Raw genomic sequence first — 17472 nt, forward strand, 5'->3', positions numbered from 1 at the left:
ATTTTTGCTTGAAAAATCTATAATTTTAATTAAAAAAAGTAAAATAAAAAAAGGATTTTGGCTTATTGTCCAGAAATATACATATTGGTTTGCCTAAAAAATATTATTTTAGACAGTATTAAAACCTGGAGGTTTAAAAATTAATGAGTAAAAAAGATTATGATGTGATTGTTATTGGTGCCGGTCCAACTGGAATATTTACTGCCCTGGAATTAATTAAACAAAAAAGTGGGCTGGATATTTTAATTTTGGAGAAAGGGACAGATCTTAAGCGTAGAGTTTGTCCAATGAAAGAAAATCCTGGCACCAACTGTGTTAACTGCCCTAGTTGTGCAATAGTTTCCGGATGGGGTGGAGCAGGTGCCTATAGTGATGGTAAATTATCACTTTCACCGGATATTGGTGGTAATCTTGAAAATTATATAGGTAGACAGGCTTTAATTGAAAATATTAGTTACGCCGATGAGATTTATTTAGAATTTGGTGCTCCTGATAGGATTTTTGGAGTTACTGATGATAAAAAGAATGAATTTCGTAAAAAGGCTGTTAAAGCAGAACTTAAATTTATTCCCGCTAGTTTACGTCATTTGGGGACAGGGTATAGTCAGGTAGTTCTGCAGAATATGCAGGATTATTTAGTTGAAAATGGGGTTGAAATTAGATTTGGAGTCAATGTTAAAAAATTATTAATTGAATCTGATCAAATAAAAGCAGTTGAAACTGCTGCTGGTGAAAAAATAACAGCTGATTATGTAATGGCAGCAGCTGGTCGTGAAAATGCTGAATGGCTGACTAAAGAAGCTCAAAATTTAACTATAGAAACTGCTATTAATCCAGTTGATATTGGAGTTAGGGTTGAATGCCCAGCTGCTGTTACTGAATATATGACAGACAATCTTTATGAATCAAAACTTATTTATCATACCCCTACCTTTGATGATAAAGTTAGAACTTTTTGTATGTCTCCTTATGGAGAAGTAGTTAGTGAAAATAACCAGGGGCTGGTTACTGTTAATGGACATAGTCATTCTGATTTTAAAACTCATAATACAAATTTTGCTTTATTGGTAAGTAAAACATTTACTGAGCCTTTTCATGAGCCTATAACTTATGGTAAAGATATTGCAAAACTGGCTAACTTACTAGCTGGAGGTGTACTGGTTCAGCGTTTAGGTGATCTGCTGGCTGGGAGAAGAACTACTAAAGCAAGATTGGAAAGATCAGTAACTGAGCCTACTTTAAAAGGAGCTACTCCAGGTGATTTATCTTTAGTTTTACCGCACCGACACTTAACTGGAATTATTGAAATGTTAAAAGCGCTCGATAAAATTACTCCTGGTATTTATGGTAGAGATACTCTTTTATATGGGGTAGAAGTTAAATTTTATTCATCACGTCTGGCAGTTAAAGATAATTTGGAAACTAAAATAGAGAATTTATTTATGGGTGGAGATGGAGCTGGTATTACAAGAGGGTTAATGCAGGCTTCTGTTTCTGGTCTGGTAATTGCTCGTTCTATTATGGAAAAAATAAATTAAACAGTAATTTTTATTAAAGAAAAAGCCGGCCAGGTTAACTGGGCGGCTTTTTCATTATTATGCATAGGAGAGTAAAGCTGTAAATAATAAAAAATGGTCTGGCTGCGGGGATTTGAACCCCGGACCTCTTCGTCCCGAACGAAGCGCGCTACCAAGCTGCGCTACAGCCAGTCAAATCAATCAACTAAAAAATATTATAACATAATTGCTAAAATCAGTAAAGAACTTTCTTAATGATCAACTTTAAATACTTTAATTTTAATAAATTGAATTAATTATCTGTGATTTGTAAAATTATAACTTGATATTTATTATCAATAAAGATACACTATAATTAGTTGATTAAGATAGTTAACATTTTAAATAGGAGGCGCTGCAAATGAAATTTGAACAAGGCGAAAAAATTCCTGAATTTAAATTAAAAGATCATACTGGAAATGAAGTTAGTTTATCTGATTTTACAGGTAAAAATGTTTTGCTATCGTTTCATCCTTTGGCCTGGACAAGTGTCTGCCGAAAACAAATGCAGTCATTAGAGGATAATTATGCTGATTTCACAGCAAATAATACAGTTCCATTGGGACTTAGTATTGATCCAGTACCAAGTAAAAAGGCCTGGGCAGAAAAACTTGAATTTGAAAATCTAAAAATGCTTTCTGATTTCTGGCCCCATGGTGAATTTGCTGAAAAACTGGGTATATTTATCGAAAAAAGTGGAACTTCAGGTCGAGTTAATATATTGATTAATGACCAGGGAGAAATTCTCTGGAGTAAAGAATATGAGTTAGGAGAACTCCCTGATATAGAAGAAGTTTTAGAGCAGGTAAAGGATAATAGTTAAAATTTAATAAATTTGAGTTTCCCTAAAATGCTATTTAGTTTAAACTTAAAGTAAAAAGTTCACAACTTATTTCATAAGATTAAACTTAATAGAATGTGATGTTTTAAATAAGAGCAAGCAAATTCCCTGTTTAAATAAATAGGGTTTTTTGCTTGCTTTTAATAGTTTATGATATAATTCATTTAAACATATTTTAAATTTAATTTATTTTTACTCTAGTTAATAAATTATTCAGATAGATGTACTAAGGCTAGAATTAAAAGCAGTTTAAGGGGGTCAGCTAATGGATATATTTTTAATAATTTTGGTTTTGATTTTGTTTAGTTTAGAAATTATTGCTATTTTTTTACCGGTTTTACCAGAAGGAGTTTTTTTCTGGTTGGCAATTATTCTTTATAAATTTATAAAAGTTGATTTAAGCTATTCGATTTATTTCTGGATTGCAGCTATTATAGTGACTATTTTATTATTTTTAGCAGATTATCTTGCTGGAGCCTATTTTATAAAAAAAAGAGGTGGTAGTAATAAAACTATTTTAGCAGCAGGAATTGGAATAATTTTAGGTGCTTTATTTTTAGGACCATTGGGTTTTATTATTGGACCATTTTTAACAATTTTTATTTTAGAATTTTATTTGAGCAGGAATAAAAATAAGTCATTTCAAATTGCTTTAAGCAGTATATTTGCTTTAATAACAGGGACAACAGCTAAACTAATTTTAGAACTATTTTTAATGATCTGGTTTTTATTTATAATATTTTAGGTAGAGCAGGGAGGCCAGCAGATGTATACAATATATCAAGGAAATACTGGGAGTGGAAAGACTACCAGGATTAAGAAAAAATATCAGCAACTAGCAGCAGAAGTTGGCAGTGAAAAAATCCTGCTTTTTTTGAATAGTGCCCGAGCAGTTAGTAAATTTAGAGAAGATTTAGCTTTAAATCGGAGTGGTAATTTATCAATATTTACTTATTTTGGTTTTATAAATCAGGAATTAAATCGTAATTGGCCGGCAGTTGAAAAAAAATATAGTGGTCAGCAGCAGACAATTGAGCCTACTTTTATGAATATTGAAACTTCTCATTTTTTAATGAGTAATTATGTTGATCGGTATCGTAAAGCCAAATCTTATTTTCTTAACATTAAAGCTAGGCCAGTTCAAATTGCTGTTCAGCTGATTGATAATTTGAATCTTGCTGCTTTTAATTTGCTTGACTTAGAAGAACTAAAAACAAGGCTATTTAGCTGGTGTGGTGATGATGAAGAACGCCAGGAATATGCTCAACAGTCCCTGGATATTATGCTGACTTTTCGTAAATTTTGTCTTAAGTATAGATTACTTGATTATTCAGCGGCAGTTACTATGTTTAATGATAATTTATTATTTGATAGCAAATATCAGAATCTGCTTAAAAATAAATATCAGTATTTATTAATTGATGACTTAGAAAAACTTATTCCAGCTGGTCAAAAATTGGCAATTCAATTATTAAAAGTTGGTCTGGAAGGCTATTTTGCCTTTAATCAAAATGGAGGTTTTAATCGTTTTTTTGGGGGAGATCCGGCTGCAGCTAAACAGAACTTTTTTCCTGGGGCAGCTGAAATAATTGAACTTAAAAACAATTATACATCCAGTTCACTTAATAGTGAACTAGCTGTTGATATTAAAAAAGTTATCAAAAATAGAAAAGCAAATTTTATTACTTCTAAACTATTTATAGCTGAAATTGATAGTGAACTGAGAGGAGAAATGTTAATTAAGGTTGCTCAACAAGTAGTTGCTTTACTTAAAAAGGGAGTAAAATCTGATCAGATAGCTATTGTTTCTCCTCAAATAGATAAAGTATTAAGCTTTAGTCTGGAAAAGATATTAACGAAAAATGGATATCAGTTAAGTAATTTTAATCGTTCTAAACGCTTAATTGATATTCCTTTTGCACGAGCTTTGTTAATTCTTTATCTTTTCTATGTCGATAAAACAGCAGCAATTGGAGTTTCTTCACTGCAGCAGGGATTATCCTTATTATTAGATTTAGATCCATTAAGATCTTATCTCTTGGCTCGAGAAATTGCAGCTTCTGGAATGAGACTAATTGATTTAGAGCAGGCTAATTTAAGAACAAAAATTGGGTTTGCTGCTTCTGAAAAGTATGATTATTTGAAAGATTGGTTGCTAGAAAAGAAAACAGAAGAGCTTGCAATTCAGATTTTTTTTCAGGCAGTTTTTAGTGAAGTTTTAGCTCCTCTTACTCCTTCCCAAGAAGATATTTTTGCCTGTCGCCAGATGATAGAATCAGTAGCCAGATTTCAGCAAACTGTAGAAAATTTTCATGTTTCAGATCAAGATTTAAGTGAGCGTTATTTAAATATGATTTATGAAGGTACTTTAGCAGCAGAAACTATTTTTAAAGGTCAGACTAAAGAGCCAGGTGTAATTTTAGCTTCTCCTTATAAATTTCTTTTTTCACCAGAACTTAAAGGAATAGAATATTTATTTATACTTGATATTTCTAGTTCTGACTGGCTGCAGAGCATTGCTAAAGAATTAGTTAATCCATATATTTATACGGAACAGTGGCAGCAAAATCAAGCCTGGCATGATCAATTAGATCAAGAAATTAGGCTTAATCAATTGAGTGATTTTTTAATTAGTTTAATTTACAAGGTTAAAAGTGGTATTTATTTAGCAGATAGTTTTTTTAATAGCAGTGGAAGAGAACAGGAAGGCCCTCTTTACCGCTGGTTAAATGTTAGGAGAGATTAAAAATGGATTTTAGACCAAGACCTGGGCAAAAAGAAGTGCTTGCTTATCGGGGTGGGCAGCTTGCCGTGCCAGCTGTTCCTGGAGCAGGAAAGACAACTGTGCTGGCAAAATTAGCAGCCGACTTAATTATAGAACAATTAAATCCTGATCAAAAAATATTAATTGTAACTTATATGAATTCTGCTGTAGCTAACTTTAGAAAAAGAATTGGTGATTTTTTAGCTGAGCAGGGTTTACCCCGTAGTAGAGGCTATAGTGTCAAAACACTTCATTCATTAGCCCTTGGTATAATTAAAGAAAAGCCTGCTGCTAGATTAATTAATCAAGAGTTTGAATTAATAGATAGCAGTCGCCGCTATTATTGGATTAGAGATTTATGCAGGCAGTGGTCAGCTGCTAATCGTGACCGTTTAGTTAATTACTTTAATTTGGAAAAAAACAACTATCAATTTGATAAATATTTTAAACGATGGCAAGAAGATGATTTTCCTTCCTATGTAGCAGCAATGATTGCTTATTTTAAACTTAATTTACTACAGGGAGAAGAATTAAAAAATATGGTTAAATATTCAAATTTACGTTCCCATAATATTTTAGGGCCAGCTGCAGAAATTTTTGCTGAATATGAAGCTAGAATGAATCAATCTGGTCTGCTTGATTTTGAAGATCTTGTTCAGCATAGCTTGAAATTACTTAAAGAAGACGCGGAATTTGCCAGTAGGATTGCCGATCAATATACTTATATTTTTGAAGATGAAGCTCAGGATTCTAACCAAGCTCAAGAAGAAATGCTCTATATATTATCGGGACAGGATAATAATTTGGTTAGAGTTGGTGATAGTAATCAGGCTATTACAGGTACTTTTACTTTATCTGATCCTCAAATTTTTCGTTCCTATTGTCAGCAAAAGTCTGTTGAAGTAGAAACAATGGCTATTTCAAGTCGGAGCAGTCAGGATATTATTGACTTAGCAAATTATTTAGTTGATTGGAGTCAGCAAGAATTTGGTGATCGTGGCATAGAGCCGCTAGAAAAAAAACATATTAAAGCTACGCCAGCTTCTGATCCAATTTCTAATCCTGAACCAGTGGGTTATCGAATTGGTAGTCAGCTTTTTGATGATTGGCCAGCAGAAAAAAAATTCCTGGCAGCTCAGGCAGTGAGAAAAGCTCGTGAAAATAATCAACAGACAACAGCTGTTTTAATGCCGACTGGTCGTGAATTAGAAGAGATAGCAGCTGAAATCACGAAATTAGGTGGTGAATATCAACTTGCAGGGAGCAGTTCTAGAGATAGTTTTTTAACGGAATTAGAAATTATTTTAAAATTTTTAACTGAACCAACTGCTGAAAATAACTTTCGACTTTTATTTAACGAAATTTTTACCGATCAGACTGAAAATAGTGATTTAGAAGAACTTCTGGATAAAGTGCTGAATGAAAAGTCATTGCAGAATTTAATTTATCCTCTAGCAGGTTTAAATAGTGATAGTTTCGATTTAGAAATCAGAAAGTTTGCTAGTTTTAATTATTTTTTAAACAGCTTAAAGAAAATTCAGGGCTGGTTGGAAGCTGGTTTAGAATTGCCACCCGATGAGCTGGTTTTATTTTTAGCAGAAAGAGTTGAGTTAAGTGGTAAAAAATTAGCTTTAGCTCAAAACTTGGCACTTGAGTTTGGTCGGCTTTTACAGCAGAATCCAGCCTGGCAGCTCGATCAATTAACAGCAGAAATGCCGGCAATTAGAGATCGTTTACGTCAATTTGCAGAAACTTTAACTGAAATGGAAGGCTTTGAAGAATCACCTGATTTAGTTAGTCTTTCTACACTACATAAAGCAAAAGGAATGGAGTGGGATACTGTTTTTATTGGAGGTATTACTTCAAGTCAATTTCAATATGATGATGACGATTATTTTATGGGAGAAAAATTTTATTTAACTCCTGAAGTTAGAAATCCTGAAGCTGCCGCCCGGGCTGAATTAGATTATTTGCTGCATGAAAAAAAAGCAGTTGATCCAGACCGTAAAGCTCGTCAGGAACTAATTGCCGAAAGAATTAGATTGTTATATGTAGGAATAACCAGGGCACGCGAAAACTTATTTTTAAGCGCTCATGCCAAAAAAAATGGTTGGGATAAGGATCCCGCCTATGTATTTATAGCTTTAAGTAATTTTATTGAAAGCGCAGCGGCTGCAAAAGCCAGCTTGAGCTCAGAGGAGGCTAATTAAATGGCTGTTTCAGAATTGAAAGAGCTTTACTTTTCTCAGTCATCACTAGCTATTTTTCAAAGCTGTCAAAAAAAATTCTATTATCGTTATTTAGCTGGGTTATATTGGCCAGCAGAGTGGGGAATGAACGAAGAAATTAGACAGGATCTCAAGCTAGGTCAGCAGTTTCATTTGTTAGCCCAGAGATATTATCAACCTACTTTAGAAGAAACAACTTTGGTTAGTAAACAACCTCTACAGGCCTGGCTGAATAGGCTAAAAAGATTCTGCTCGGCAGTTGACATAATTGCTGCTGAACAAGAGTTGCGTTTGAGAGAAGCTGAGTTTAAGCTATTGGCTAAATATGATTTACTTAAATATGATAGTTCTCAGGCAAGAATCATTATCTATGATTGGAAAACTGATAAAAAAGATTTTAAACAGAAAGATATTAAAAGTTCAATGCAGACTCGTTTTTATCTTTATTTAATGGTAAAGGCTGGTTACAAATATTTTGCTCAAGATTATAAATTGGAGACAATGCCTTGTTTAATTTACTGGAATCCCCGTTATCCAGGTCAGCCAGTTAGCCTAAAATATGATAAAAAGAGTTTTGAGCAAGATCAAACTTTTTTTGAAGAATTATTGAAGGAAATTCTAACTAGCAGTGAGTTTCCGCTGACTGAAGATATAAATAAATGCAGATTTTGTGAATATAGACCAATTTGTCGTGGAAAAAGAAGTGAAGCTATAGAGGTTTTTGAAGAAGATCTCGATCTAAATCTTGATTGGGAATCAGTTGAAGAATTTGAATTTTAATTTATTATAAGCAGGGGTGACTGAATAAATAATGATAATAAAAAAAGCAGCTGAGTTTGAACCTGCTTCTGAGCTAGTAAAGTATTTTAAAAATAAAAAGCTGGCCTGTCTTGCTGTCAAACGAGGTCTAGATAGTTATCAAAAAATAAGTGAATTTATTGAGCCAGATAAATATATTCCGCTAAGTTTTAATAAGTTCCCTAAACTTGACCAAATCGTTAAATTTATTGCTGATCATATCAAACATAAAAATAGAATTTTAATTTATGGAGATTATGATGTAGATGGAATAACTTCAACAGCAATACTAGTAGGGGCTTTAAAGGATTTAGGAGCAGATGTGATTTATCATCTGCCAGATAGATTTAAAGAAGGTTATGGTCTTAATCAGACTGTTCTGGCTGGCTATCAGTCAAAAGTTGATTTAGTTATTAGTTGTGATTGTGGAATTACCAATTATGCTGAAGTGAAATTTGCGAAAGAGATTGGTTTAGATTTTATAGTTACTGATCATCATGAATTACCAGATAGGCTTCCACCAGCTGATTATGTTATTTCACCCCGAATGTTAGGAAAAGACAGTCAGGGCTATTGGCTCCCTGGAGCTGGTATGGCTTATTATTTAGTTAAAGCACTTTATAATTTAGCTGGAGATGAGAAAGCTGCTGAAGATTTTCTGGATTTACTTCTTTTAGCTATTATTGCTGATGTAGTTCCTCTGCAGGGGGAGAATCGCTATTTGTTTAAAACTGGTCTGGCAAAGTTAAGGCAAACTGATCGAATTGGACTAACAGCTCTTTATAATGAATTAGAACTTAATCGATCTGAAATAAATGAAAAAACTCTTGGCTTTCAAATTGGTCCTTTACTTAATTCAGCGGGCCGAATAGATAGTGCTGAAAAAGGACTTAAACTTTTGCTAGCTGAAGATAGGCGGACAGCTGCTGTTCTGGCAGCAGAATTAAAGTCATTAAATGAAAGAAGAAAAAAAATTAGCCAGCAAATTTATCAACAATTGGTAGAAACTTTAAATAGTGATAGCCCGCAACCAGTTGTTAGTTATAACTCTGATTGGCATCAAGGCGTAATTGGTATAGCAGCAGGCCGAGTTGTGGAAAATTTTAATTGTCCAGCCGTTTTAATGACCAATAGTAGAGCAAATGATCTAATTACTGGTTCTGCTCGTTCAATTACAGGGATTAATATTAATCAGCTAATTAATAAGTGTGCTGATCTTTTAGAAAAAAATGGTGGACATGCAGCAGCAGCAGGATTTTCACTTAAAAAAGCTAACTTAGAAAAATTCAAATTAAGATTACAAAGATTGTTGGTAGAAGCTTTAAATAACCAGCAGATTAAACCTACTATTAAGGCTGATCTCAACTTAGAATTTGCTGAGCTTAATAATAATTTTTATCAGAAACTAAGATTATTTGCTCCTTTTGGTGAAGCCAATCCTGAACCGATTATTTATTTAGAAGGAGAGATTATCAGCAGCAGAGAGATTTCAGCTGGTAAACACAAAAAATTTGTGTTAGGTTCTAGTAAAAGTTCAAACAGCAGCAGAATAACAGCACTCTGGTGGTGGGCTGGAAATACAGATAATAATTATCGACAGCAAATAGCTTGTAATTTAACTGAAAATATTTATCAAGGTAGAAAAAGCTTACAGCTTGAAATTAAAGCTCTTGTTAGCTGTCAAAATGAAATATCTCAACTAACTGAAGCTAATAATTCTGCTTCAAAATTCGATCAGATGAAGGTTGAGCTAATAGACTGGCGCCAAAAAGATCTTGAACTTTTGAAATCAGGTCAACCTGAAACAGCTTATTTTGCTGAAGGAAGTGGAAGTTTTAAATTAAATCTATATCCTATTTTTAATCGAAACTATTATCGACAGGTTAAACAACTTGTTATCTTGACAATTCCACCAACTCCTGCTATTTTAAAAGAAGTAATCTTGCTTACTGAATGTGAACGGTTAATTTTAGTAAACTATAGACAACAGGGAAAAAAAGAAAAATTTATTAATTTACTAATGAAACGTTTAAAATATTGTTTTGAGCAGGAAAATGGAATTTTTAATTTAAATCAGGCTGCTCTTGATCTTGCTACTACAGTGCTAACTGTTAAACGAGGGATTGACTATTTGGCAGCTGCCGGGAAACTAAACTATGAATTTATTGCTTATCAAGAAATATTAATAACTAAAAATGGCGAAGTAAATCGTGGTCAAAAAAATTTGCGAGGTTCTGAATTAACAAGACTACTTAGCTCCACTGCTGCTTTTAGAAGGTTTATAAAAAATAAGCCAATCCAACAGTTGCAGAAATTTATCGATAATTTGTTAAATAGAGAAATTTAGTTTTATAAAGGAGATAGTTAAGAGTGGAAATAAGAAAGAGTCATTATTTACAGGGAGCAGCTGATGCAGTTGGATTGACGGTTATTATTGATGTTTTTCGAGCTTATACAACAGCTGCTTATATTTTAAACCAGAATCCTACTGCTTTATTCATAGTTAGTCAGGCAGAAACAGCTTATAAATTAAAAGATAATTATTCTGATATTATTTTAGTAGGAGAAAGAAAAGGTATTAAATTAGCTGATTTTAATTTTAATAATTCACCTTATTTTATTTCCCGGGAAAATTTAACTAATAAAATAGTAGTTTTGAGTACAAGTGCAGGAACGAAAGGAATTATTGCGGCTGCCCAAGCAGATACAATTTTAACCGGTAGTTTTGTCAATATTTCTGCAGTAGCAGAATATATTAAATATAAAAATCCTGCCACTGTATCTATAGTAGCAATGGGCAATAATGGTGCTACACCAGCGGCTGAAGATGAATTATATCTTAAATTATTAAATGAATTGTTAACTAAAAAGATCAAATTACCACAGGTAGAGCAGTTAAAAGCAGAATTACGTTCACCAGCAGGTGATCGCTTTTTTAATCAGATAACTCAGCAAGAAATGCCAGCTGAAGACTTTGACTTTTGTCTAGAGATAGATAAATTTGACTTCATTATTCAAGCTGATAAAATAAAAACTGACATTTACCAATTAAAAAAGATTGACAATTATTTAACTCAGGACAGGTGATAAAAATGAAAAGAGGATCTTCTTTACTTTTAATAATTTTAATTTTGCTTGTATTTGCTGCTGTTATGAATCCAACTCGGGAAGAGTTTATTGACTGGGGAGTAAATGAAATTCAAAATCAGGCAGAAAATGACTTTACAAGAGTTTTAGGAGGCGCAGTGGCAGGGCCAATGCTTGAAATGCAGACTGAAGCACATGATTATGTGTTTTTTTCAACTTTTAGTTTACAAAAGGCTGATCGTGAGATAACTTATTTAGGTGTTTTTAATACTTTTATTACTTTCGATTAATAAAAATAGCTTATCTTTAGGGAAATTGTTGTTAAATTATTTAGCTTTAATAGCTTAACTGTTTGACAGAACTAAATAGGCTCAGTTTAAGTAAAAAACTTAAGCTGAGCTGTTTTAGTGTTGAATAAATTTTTAAAAATTTGATTCTGGAGGAGATTGAAATGGAAGATTATTTAGTTCGGGCAATGACAACTAATAAAGAGCTGCGTATTCTAGCTGCTAGCTCAACTAACGTAGTTGCTGAAGCTCAACAAAAACATCAGACAACCCCTGTTGCTACCGCTGCCTTAGGTAGGACAATTACCGGTGCTCTTTTAACTGGATCTTTAGTTAAGTCTGGAGATGAAGTAGTGCTTAAGATTGATGGTGATGGACCAGCAGGTAAAATTATTGCTGATGCTAATCAAAAAGGAGAAGTTAGAGGATATATTCAAAATCCTCAGCTTGATTTTTATAAAAATTCACAGGGGAAATTAGATGTGGCCCGTGCAGTTGGTAAAGGCCAGCTTTCTATAACTAAGATAATGAGTTTAAAGGAACCATATACTGGTAGTGTTCCGCTTATTTCTGGTGAAATTGGAGAAGATTTGACTTATTATTTTACTGCTTCTGAGCAGGTTCCCTCAGCAGTTGGATTAGGAGTATTAGTTGATACAGATTTAAGTGTTAAGTCAGCTGGAGGATTTTTAATTCAACTTTTACCTGATGCTTCTGAAGAAACAATTACTCTATTGGAAAAAAATTTGGCTAAATTAAATTCAGTTAGTGCTTTGATTGAAGATGGACTAAGTCCAGAAGAGATTATTGAATTATTAGTCGGGGAATTAGATTATAGAGTTATGGCCCGGAAAGAAATCAAATTTAAATGTCGCTGTAGTAGGGAAAGAAGCTATACCCTTGTAGCTGGGTTAGGTAAACAGGAAATTGAGGAAACACTTGCTGCAGAAGGAAAAATAGAAGTTCGCTGTCACTTCTGTAATGAGAGTTATGTTTTTTCGGGGCAGGAAATCAAAAAATTACTAGCGGAACTAGATGAGCAGGAGAATTAAGTAATCCTCCTGCTGTATTTTTTAAGTTTATTAGCAATTTTGATTGGTAATAATGCTTCTAGATAAACTTTGTCCTGCTTATATTTTTCATTTTTTACCTCTCCCTGCTGATGAATTTCAGCTATCCAGCCAGCTTGTTCATAAGGAAGTAGAAGTTCAACTTTTGTTAGCTGTGGTTTTAATAGTTCTGTTAACTTAAACTTTAAAATTTCTAAGTTTAAAGACTGTTCAGCGGAAACAAATAAAGCGGTTGGATAAATTATTTTTAGATCAGCTAACTCTGCTTTACTTAACATATCTATTTTATTAAAGACTTTAATTACTTTACTTTTTTTGTTTTTTAATTTTTTCAATTCCTGTTCAACTACTTTGATTTGTTTTTCTTTTTCCTGGCTTGCACTATCTATGATGTGTAGAATAATTTTGGCATTAGAAATTTCAGCTAAAGTTGTACGAAAAGAAGCAACTAATTGGTGGGGCAATTTATCAATAAAGCCAACAGTATCAGTTAAAATAACCTGATTTTTCCCCTTATCTAATTGCAGCTGGCGCATTTTGGCATCTAAAGTTGCAAAAAGTTGATCAGCAACTAGAGTGTTGGCTGCAGTTAATTTATTAAGCAAAGTTGACTTGCCAGCATTTGTATAACCAACTAATGCTACTAGGGGATCTTTTCTATTGCTTTTTTGTACTTCTCTCTGTTCAGCTATAGCAGTTAATTCTGTTTTGAGACGATGAATTCTATCTTCAATTCTTCTGCGGTCAACTTCTAATTTGCTTTCTCCAGGACCTTTGCTACCAATTCCCCCGGCTAGTCTTGATAAAGAATTTCCCTGCCCCTGCAGACGTGGCAATCTGTATTCAAGTTGAGCTAATTCAACCTGAATTTTACTTTCTTTACTATGAGCATGATGGGCAAAAATATCAAGAATAACTTGAGCTCTGTCAATAACTTTTTTTGCTATTTTATTTTCTAAATTACGCTGTTGAACAGGTGAAAGAGGATAATCAAAGATAATTAAATTAGCTCCTTTATTATTAGCAATTTCTTTAATTTCTTGTGCTTTACCACTACCAATATAAAATGCAGCATTGATTTGACGAGGTTGATAAGCAATTGTTGAAATTATTTTAGCTCCAGCAGTTTCAGACAGCATTTTTAATTCAGTTAAACTTTCTGCCTGCGGGCCAATTAAAAGGGCTTTTTCTACTAACTCATTTTTAATTTGATACAAATTGTTTTCTTTTTTAAGGTTAAGATTATTTTTAATGTTATCATCTCCTTTATAATTACATTATAACATTTTTGGCAAAAATCTAAAAAATCTTTTATTTGACAATTAGAGTTTTTTTATTTAAAATTATTGTGAAGATGTTCACAATAATTTTAAATATTATTATTTGAGTTAGGGGGAGGCAAAATGCAAAAGGTTCTAATTTGTGTGGGCAGCAGCTGTCATCTTAAAGGAGCAGAAAAAGTTGTTGCAATTTTTAAAGATTTAATTGAAAAATATAAATTACAGAATAGTATAGAATTATCTGCTAGTTTTTGTCAGGGGAATTGTACCGAAGGAGTAAATATTGCTATTAATGGGAATAAAATTGCTGCAGTTAATGAGGAGAATGCTGCTGCCATTTTTGCAGCGCATTTACTGCCTGATCAAAATGAATAATAGTCCTTTAGTAGTTCAGCCTGCCAGCTGTAAGGATTGTCATAAATGTTTAAGAGAATGTCCAGTTGCTGCGATTGGCTTTAAAGATAATCAGGTTTTTATTATTGAAGAGAAGTGTATTTATTGTGGTAATTGTATTAAAACCTGCCCTCAAGGAGCTAAAAGTGCTCTATTTGAAAAAGAAAAATTAAAAGCTTTTCTTGCTTCGGATAGCTTTTTAATTGCTTCAGTAGCTCCATCATTTACTGCAGCTTTTCCAGGAATTAAGCCCGGCCAGCTGTTTACCGCTCTACGAAAAATAGGTTTTAACTATATTGCAGAGACAGCAGCAGCGGCAGCTGAAGTAGTAGAACAGTTCAAATTAGAAATAAAAAAACTTGATAAACCTTTAATTACCTCCTGCTGTCCAGCAGTAGTTAATTTAATTGAAAAACATTTCCCTGAATTGCTGCCACAGTTGGCACCAGTTTTATCACCTATGATGCTACAGGCAGCTGAATTAAAAGCTAATTTTTCTAAAGCAAGGGTAGTATTTATCGGCCCTTGTCTTGCTAAAATAGAAGAAGCAAATCAGGAAAAACGGCGTCATTATAAACCAGATATTGTAATAACTTTTACTCATTTAAAAAAATTATTTGCTGAGGCCGGGATAAATTTAGCAGAACTTTCTACTGCTGGAGTTGATCTGCCAACCCCTCTGATTACTGCTGATTACGCATTATCCGGAGGAGCGGTTAAAGCTGCAGAAATGTTAAAAGCTGATCCAGGCTGTGGTTATCAGGCTCTTCATGTTAGTGGTCTAGCTAATATAATTAATTTTTTAGCAGATCTCAAAAAAGAAGCAATGTCTGTTGAGATGGTAGAATTACTGGCCTGTCCAGGAGGCTGTATTTCCGGGCCAGCAATTGACAATAATTTGAGCATACCAGTACGAGAAATGAAAATTCATAGCTATTTAAATAATAAAAGGTTAAGTAATGAACAAGCTATTAATTTAACTAAACTAAACTCACTTAAAAGAAATCATAGTGATCAGAAAATGAAATTACCAATTCCACCAGAAAGTGAAATAAAAAAAATCTTGGCCTCAATTGGTAAAGAACAGCCAGAGGATGAAAAAAATTGTGGTGGTTGTGGCTATTCTAGCTGTAGAGAAAAAGCCATTGCGGTTTATCATGGATTTGCAGAAAGAAAAATGTGTATCCCATATATGAAATCAAGAGCTGAATCTCTTTCTCAGATAATTGTTGAATCATCACATAATGCAATTATAGTGGTAAATAGTGAGATGGAGATCCAGAAATTTAATCCTTTAGCTAGAAAACTTTTTAGCCAGCGAAACCGTAAATTAGCAGGGCTTAAACTAGATAAAGTTATGGATAGTCAGATGTTTAAGCAGGCCTGGCAGTTTGAACAGCGGATTATTCATCAAAAATATTCTTATAAAAATGAAACAATTATTGTTGATCAAACAATATTTGCTTTACCTGAACATAAAGTAATAGTTGGAATTTTGACTGATATCACTGAACAGGAAAAACAGCGTCTTGAAGTTCAAAAAATGAAAAGACTAGCAGTTGAAAAAACTAATTCTGTAGTCAATAAGCAGATGCAGATTGTCCAAGAGATTGCTGGTTTACTTGGTGAAACAACAGTTGAAACTAAAGCTGCTCTCACAGATCTAGCAGATCTGCTGCAAGCAGGTGATCATTAAATGGAGCTAGTTTTTGAAGAATTTTATCAGTCGATTCCCAAATTTGGACAGGAAGTTTGTGGAGATAATGTTGAGATTATCAAAAAAGAAAATAAAACAATAATTGTACTTTCAGATGGATTAGGAAGTGGAATTAAGGCTAATATTCTCTCAACTTTAACTTCCAAAATAGCTTCTGGATTGATAGCTAAAGAACTACCTTTACAGGAAATCTTATCAACAATTTTAGCTACTTTGCCTGTCTGTGAAATTAGAGGAATTGCTTATGCAACTCTAGCTTTCCTGGTAATTGATAGCGAGCATAATCTACGCTTAATTGAAATTGATAGTCCAGCTGCTTTTTTATATAGAGATGGAAAAGTAGTAAAACTTAATTATCAAGAATATGAGTTAGAAGACAAAAAGATTAGAGAAGCCAGGTTTAAATTTAGAAAAACAGATCGCTTATTTTTAGTTAGTGATGGGGTAACTCATGCTGGTATTGGAGGTTTATTAAATTTTGGCCTTGGTTGGGAAGGTGTAGCACGGGAAATTTGTCGAGTGGTAAAACAAAATCCAGCTGATTTAAAATATGCAATTAATAAATTAGTTAAAATTTTCAATACTTTTTATAATGATAAAGCTGGTGATGATTTTACTATTATTGGAATGAGATATCGGAAAAAAAGAACTGTTAACATTTGGAGCGGGCCACCACTTGCTCAAGAACATGATAAATATCTTGCTCAAAAGATTGCTGGTCTGGAAGGACAAAAAATAATTAGTGGTGGAACTACAGCTCAGATTGCGGCCCGGGAGTTAGGACTTGAGCTTAAAACAAGTCTTAATTATTATAAGAGAGATGTTCCTCCAATTAGTCAGTTAGCTGGATTTGATCTTGTGACTGAAGGATTATTAACTTTAAATAAAGTACTTGCCACTTTAAAGCAATATAAGCCAGGTCAGATTCCTGTAAATGCTCGAGATGGAGCTTCACTTTTTACTAAATCATTATTAGAAAGTGATAGTGTTCGCTTTTTTGTTGGACGAGCTGTTAATGAATCACATCAAAGTTTAAATTTACCCATTGATTTAGGGATTAGAAGCCAGATAATTAGCCAGATAGCAGAACAGTTACGTCGCCTAAAAAAAGAAGTTACTATTGCCTGGTTTTAAATAAATTTTGATTGCTGGCTAAATAATATTAAACTTTAATAATTTAATTGAATTGAGGTGAAAACAGTTGGCAAAGAATAAGTTAGAGATCTGTATCGGTACTCCCTGTTATTTAATGGGAGCAGCTGATTTAATGGATACCTTTAACAGTCTGGAAACAGAGTTGAAATCAGCTATTGATTTTAAAACATGTCACTGCCTTGCAGAAGAATGTGAGCAGGCTCCTGTGATCAGTTTTAATGATAAAATATATCATGATATTAATCCGGAAAAACTATATAAGATTATAAGAGAAAATATAAGATAGGAGTGGACTA

15 protein-coding genes and 1 tRNA gene are annotated in these 17472 nt (G+C 33.2%); 14 read left to right on the forward strand and 2 right to left on the reverse strand.

What is annotated here, in order from left to right; translation table 11 throughout:
• The first annotated feature begins 143 nt into the window (after nt 1-143).
• Nucleotides 144-1538, forward strand: a complete 1395-nt coding sequence (locus tag BMZ74_RS04920; protein ID WP_089860621.1) for an NAD(P)/FAD-dependent oxidoreductase — start codon at nt 144-146, stop codon at nt 1536-1538.
• Nucleotides 1539-1632: 94 nt separating this feature from the next.
• Here the strand turns inward: BMZ74_RS04920 and BMZ74_RS04925 are convergent.
• Nucleotides 1633-1709: transfer RNA gene (locus tag BMZ74_RS04925), tRNA-Pro, on the reverse strand.
• Between the two features lie 208 nt (nt 1710-1917).
• On the opposite strand from BMZ74_RS04925, the gene BMZ74_RS04930 reads away from it, so the two are divergent.
• From BMZ74_RS04930 to hslO, 9 genes are all read left to right on the forward strand, one after another.
• Nucleotides 1918-2379: a redoxin domain-containing protein gene (locus BMZ74_RS04930; protein ID WP_089860623.1), complete on the forward strand. Its 462-nt coding sequence runs from the start codon at nt 1918-1920 to the stop codon at nt 2377-2379.
• Nucleotides 2380-2662: 283 nt separating this feature from the next.
• Nucleotides 2663-3142 (forward strand): DUF456 domain-containing protein, encoded by a 480-nt coding sequence (locus BMZ74_RS04935; RefSeq protein ID WP_089860625.1) that lies wholly within the window; start codon nt 2663-2665, stop codon nt 3140-3142.
• A 21-nt stretch (nt 3143-3163) separates the two neighbouring features.
• A complete protein-coding gene (locus BMZ74_RS04940; RefSeq protein ID WP_089860627.1) occupies nt 3164-5143 on the forward strand; it encodes a hypothetical protein in 1980 nt (659 codons plus the stop codon).
• 2 nt (nt 5144-5145) lie between these two features.
• Complete coding sequence (locus BMZ74_RS04945; protein ID WP_089860628.1) at nt 5146-7371, forward strand: ATP-dependent helicase; 2226 nt, start codon at nt 5146-5148, stop codon at nt 7369-7371.
• Nucleotides 7372-8169: a PD-(D/E)XK nuclease family protein gene (locus tag BMZ74_RS04950; protein WP_089860630.1), complete on the forward strand. Its 798-nt coding sequence runs from the start codon at nt 7372-7374 to the stop codon at nt 8167-8169. It begins immediately after the preceding gene.
• 31 nt (nt 8170-8200) lie between these two features.
• On the forward strand, nt 8201-10534 hold the full coding sequence (gene recJ, locus BMZ74_RS04955; protein ID WP_089860632.1) for a single-stranded-DNA-specific exonuclease RecJ: 2334 nt from the start codon (nt 8201-8203) through the stop codon (nt 10532-10534).
• 23 nt (nt 10535-10557) lie between these two features.
• The gene (locus BMZ74_RS04960) at nt 10558-11274 is read left to right on the forward strand and encodes a 2-phosphosulfolactate phosphatase (protein WP_089860633.1); all 717 of its coding nucleotides are present in this window, start codon (nt 10558-10560) and stop codon (nt 11272-11274) included.
• 5 nt (nt 11275-11279) lie between these two features.
• On the forward strand, nt 11280-11564 hold the full coding sequence (locus tag BMZ74_RS04965) for a hypothetical protein (protein ID WP_089860635.1): 285 nt from the start codon (nt 11280-11282) through the stop codon (nt 11562-11564).
• Between the two features lie 161 nt (nt 11565-11725).
• A complete protein-coding gene (hslO, locus tag BMZ74_RS04970; protein ID WP_089860637.1) occupies nt 11726-12613 on the forward strand; it encodes an Hsp33 family molecular chaperone HslO in 888 nt (295 codons plus the stop codon).
• On the opposite strand, the gene hflX is transcribed toward hslO, so the two are convergent.
• On the reverse strand, nt 12610-13848 hold the full coding sequence (hflX, locus tag BMZ74_RS04975; RefSeq protein WP_089860639.1) for a GTPase HflX: 1239 nt from the start codon (nt 13846-13848) through the stop codon (nt 12610-12612). The two genes, hslO and hflX, sit on opposite strands and share 4 nt — an antisense overlap.
• A 186-nt stretch (nt 13849-14034) precedes the next feature.
• Between hflX and BMZ74_RS04980 the strand changes: the two genes are divergently transcribed.
• The 4 genes from BMZ74_RS04980 to BMZ74_RS04995 all read left to right on the forward strand — a co-directional run bounded on the left by BMZ74_RS04980 (nt 14035) and on the right by BMZ74_RS04995 (nt 17462).
• On the forward strand, nt 14035-14286 hold the full coding sequence (locus BMZ74_RS04980) for a (2Fe-2S) ferredoxin domain-containing protein (RefSeq protein WP_089860641.1): 252 nt from the start codon (nt 14035-14037) through the stop codon (nt 14284-14286).
• Entirely contained in the window at nt 14279-16000 is a 1722-nt protein-coding gene (locus tag BMZ74_RS04985) for a [Fe-Fe] hydrogenase large subunit C-terminal domain-containing protein (protein WP_245750823.1), read from the forward strand. Before BMZ74_RS04980 ends, BMZ74_RS04985 begins: the two co-directional genes overlap by 8 nt.
• On the forward strand, nt 16001-17155 hold the full coding sequence (locus BMZ74_RS04990) for a PP2C family protein-serine/threonine phosphatase (RefSeq protein WP_089860643.1): 1155 nt from the start codon (nt 16001-16003) through the stop codon (nt 17153-17155).
• Between the two features lie 67 nt (nt 17156-17222).
• Nucleotides 17223-17462 carry an NAD(P)H-dependent oxidoreductase subunit E gene (locus BMZ74_RS04995; protein ID WP_089860645.1) on the forward strand — a complete coding sequence of 80 codons (240 nt, stop codon included), beginning with the start codon at nt 17223-17225 and terminating at the stop codon, nt 17460-17462.
• The last annotated feature ends 10 nt before the right edge of the window (nt 17463-17472 follow it).

It is taken from the genome of Halanaerobium salsuginis, assembly GCF_900114545.1.
Lineage (GTDB): Bacteria > Bacillota > Halanaerobiia > Halanaerobiales > Halanaerobiaceae > Halanaerobium > Halanaerobium salsuginis.

Bases quoted from the DNA above. Each gene is read 5' to 3' on its own strand.
- BMZ74_RS04920 (WP_089860621.1), top strand. From the start codon at position 144: ATGAGTAAAAAAGATTATGATGTGATTGTTATTGGTGCCGGTCCAACT.
- BMZ74_RS04930 (WP_089860623.1), top strand. From the start codon at position 1,918: ATGAAATTTGAACAAGGCGAAAAAATTCCTGAATTTAAATTAAAAGAT.
- BMZ74_RS04935 (WP_089860625.1), top strand. From the start codon at position 2,663: ATGGATATATTTTTAATAATTTTGGTTTTGATTTTGTTTAGTTTAGAA.
- BMZ74_RS04940 (WP_089860627.1), top strand. From the start codon at position 3,164: ATGTATACAATATATCAAGGAAATACTGGGAGTGGAAAGACTACCAGG.
- BMZ74_RS04945 (WP_089860628.1), top strand. From the start codon at position 5,146: ATGGATTTTAGACCAAGACCTGGGCAAAAAGAAGTGCTTGCTTATCGG.
- BMZ74_RS04950 (WP_089860630.1), top strand. From the start codon at position 7,372: ATGGCTGTTTCAGAATTGAAAGAGCTTTACTTTTCTCAGTCATCACTA.
- recJ (WP_089860632.1), top strand. From the start codon at position 8,201: ATGATAATAAAAAAAGCAGCTGAGTTTGAACCTGCTTCTGAGCTAGTA.
- BMZ74_RS04965 (WP_089860635.1), top strand. From the start codon at position 11,280: ATGAAAAGAGGATCTTCTTTACTTTTAATAATTTTAATTTTGCTTGTA.
- hslO (WP_089860637.1), top strand. From the start codon at position 11,726: ATGGAAGATTATTTAGTTCGGGCAATGACAACTAATAAAGAGCTGCGT.
- BMZ74_RS04980 (WP_089860641.1), top strand. From the start codon at position 14,035: ATGCAAAAGGTTCTAATTTGTGTGGGCAGCAGCTGTCATCTTAAAGGA.
- BMZ74_RS04985 (WP_245750823.1), top strand. From the start codon at position 14,279: ATGAATAATAGTCCTTTAGTAGTTCAGCCTGCCAGCTGTAAGGATTGT.
- BMZ74_RS04990 (WP_089860643.1), top strand. From the start codon at position 16,001: ATGGAGCTAGTTTTTGAAGAATTTTATCAGTCGATTCCCAAATTTGGA.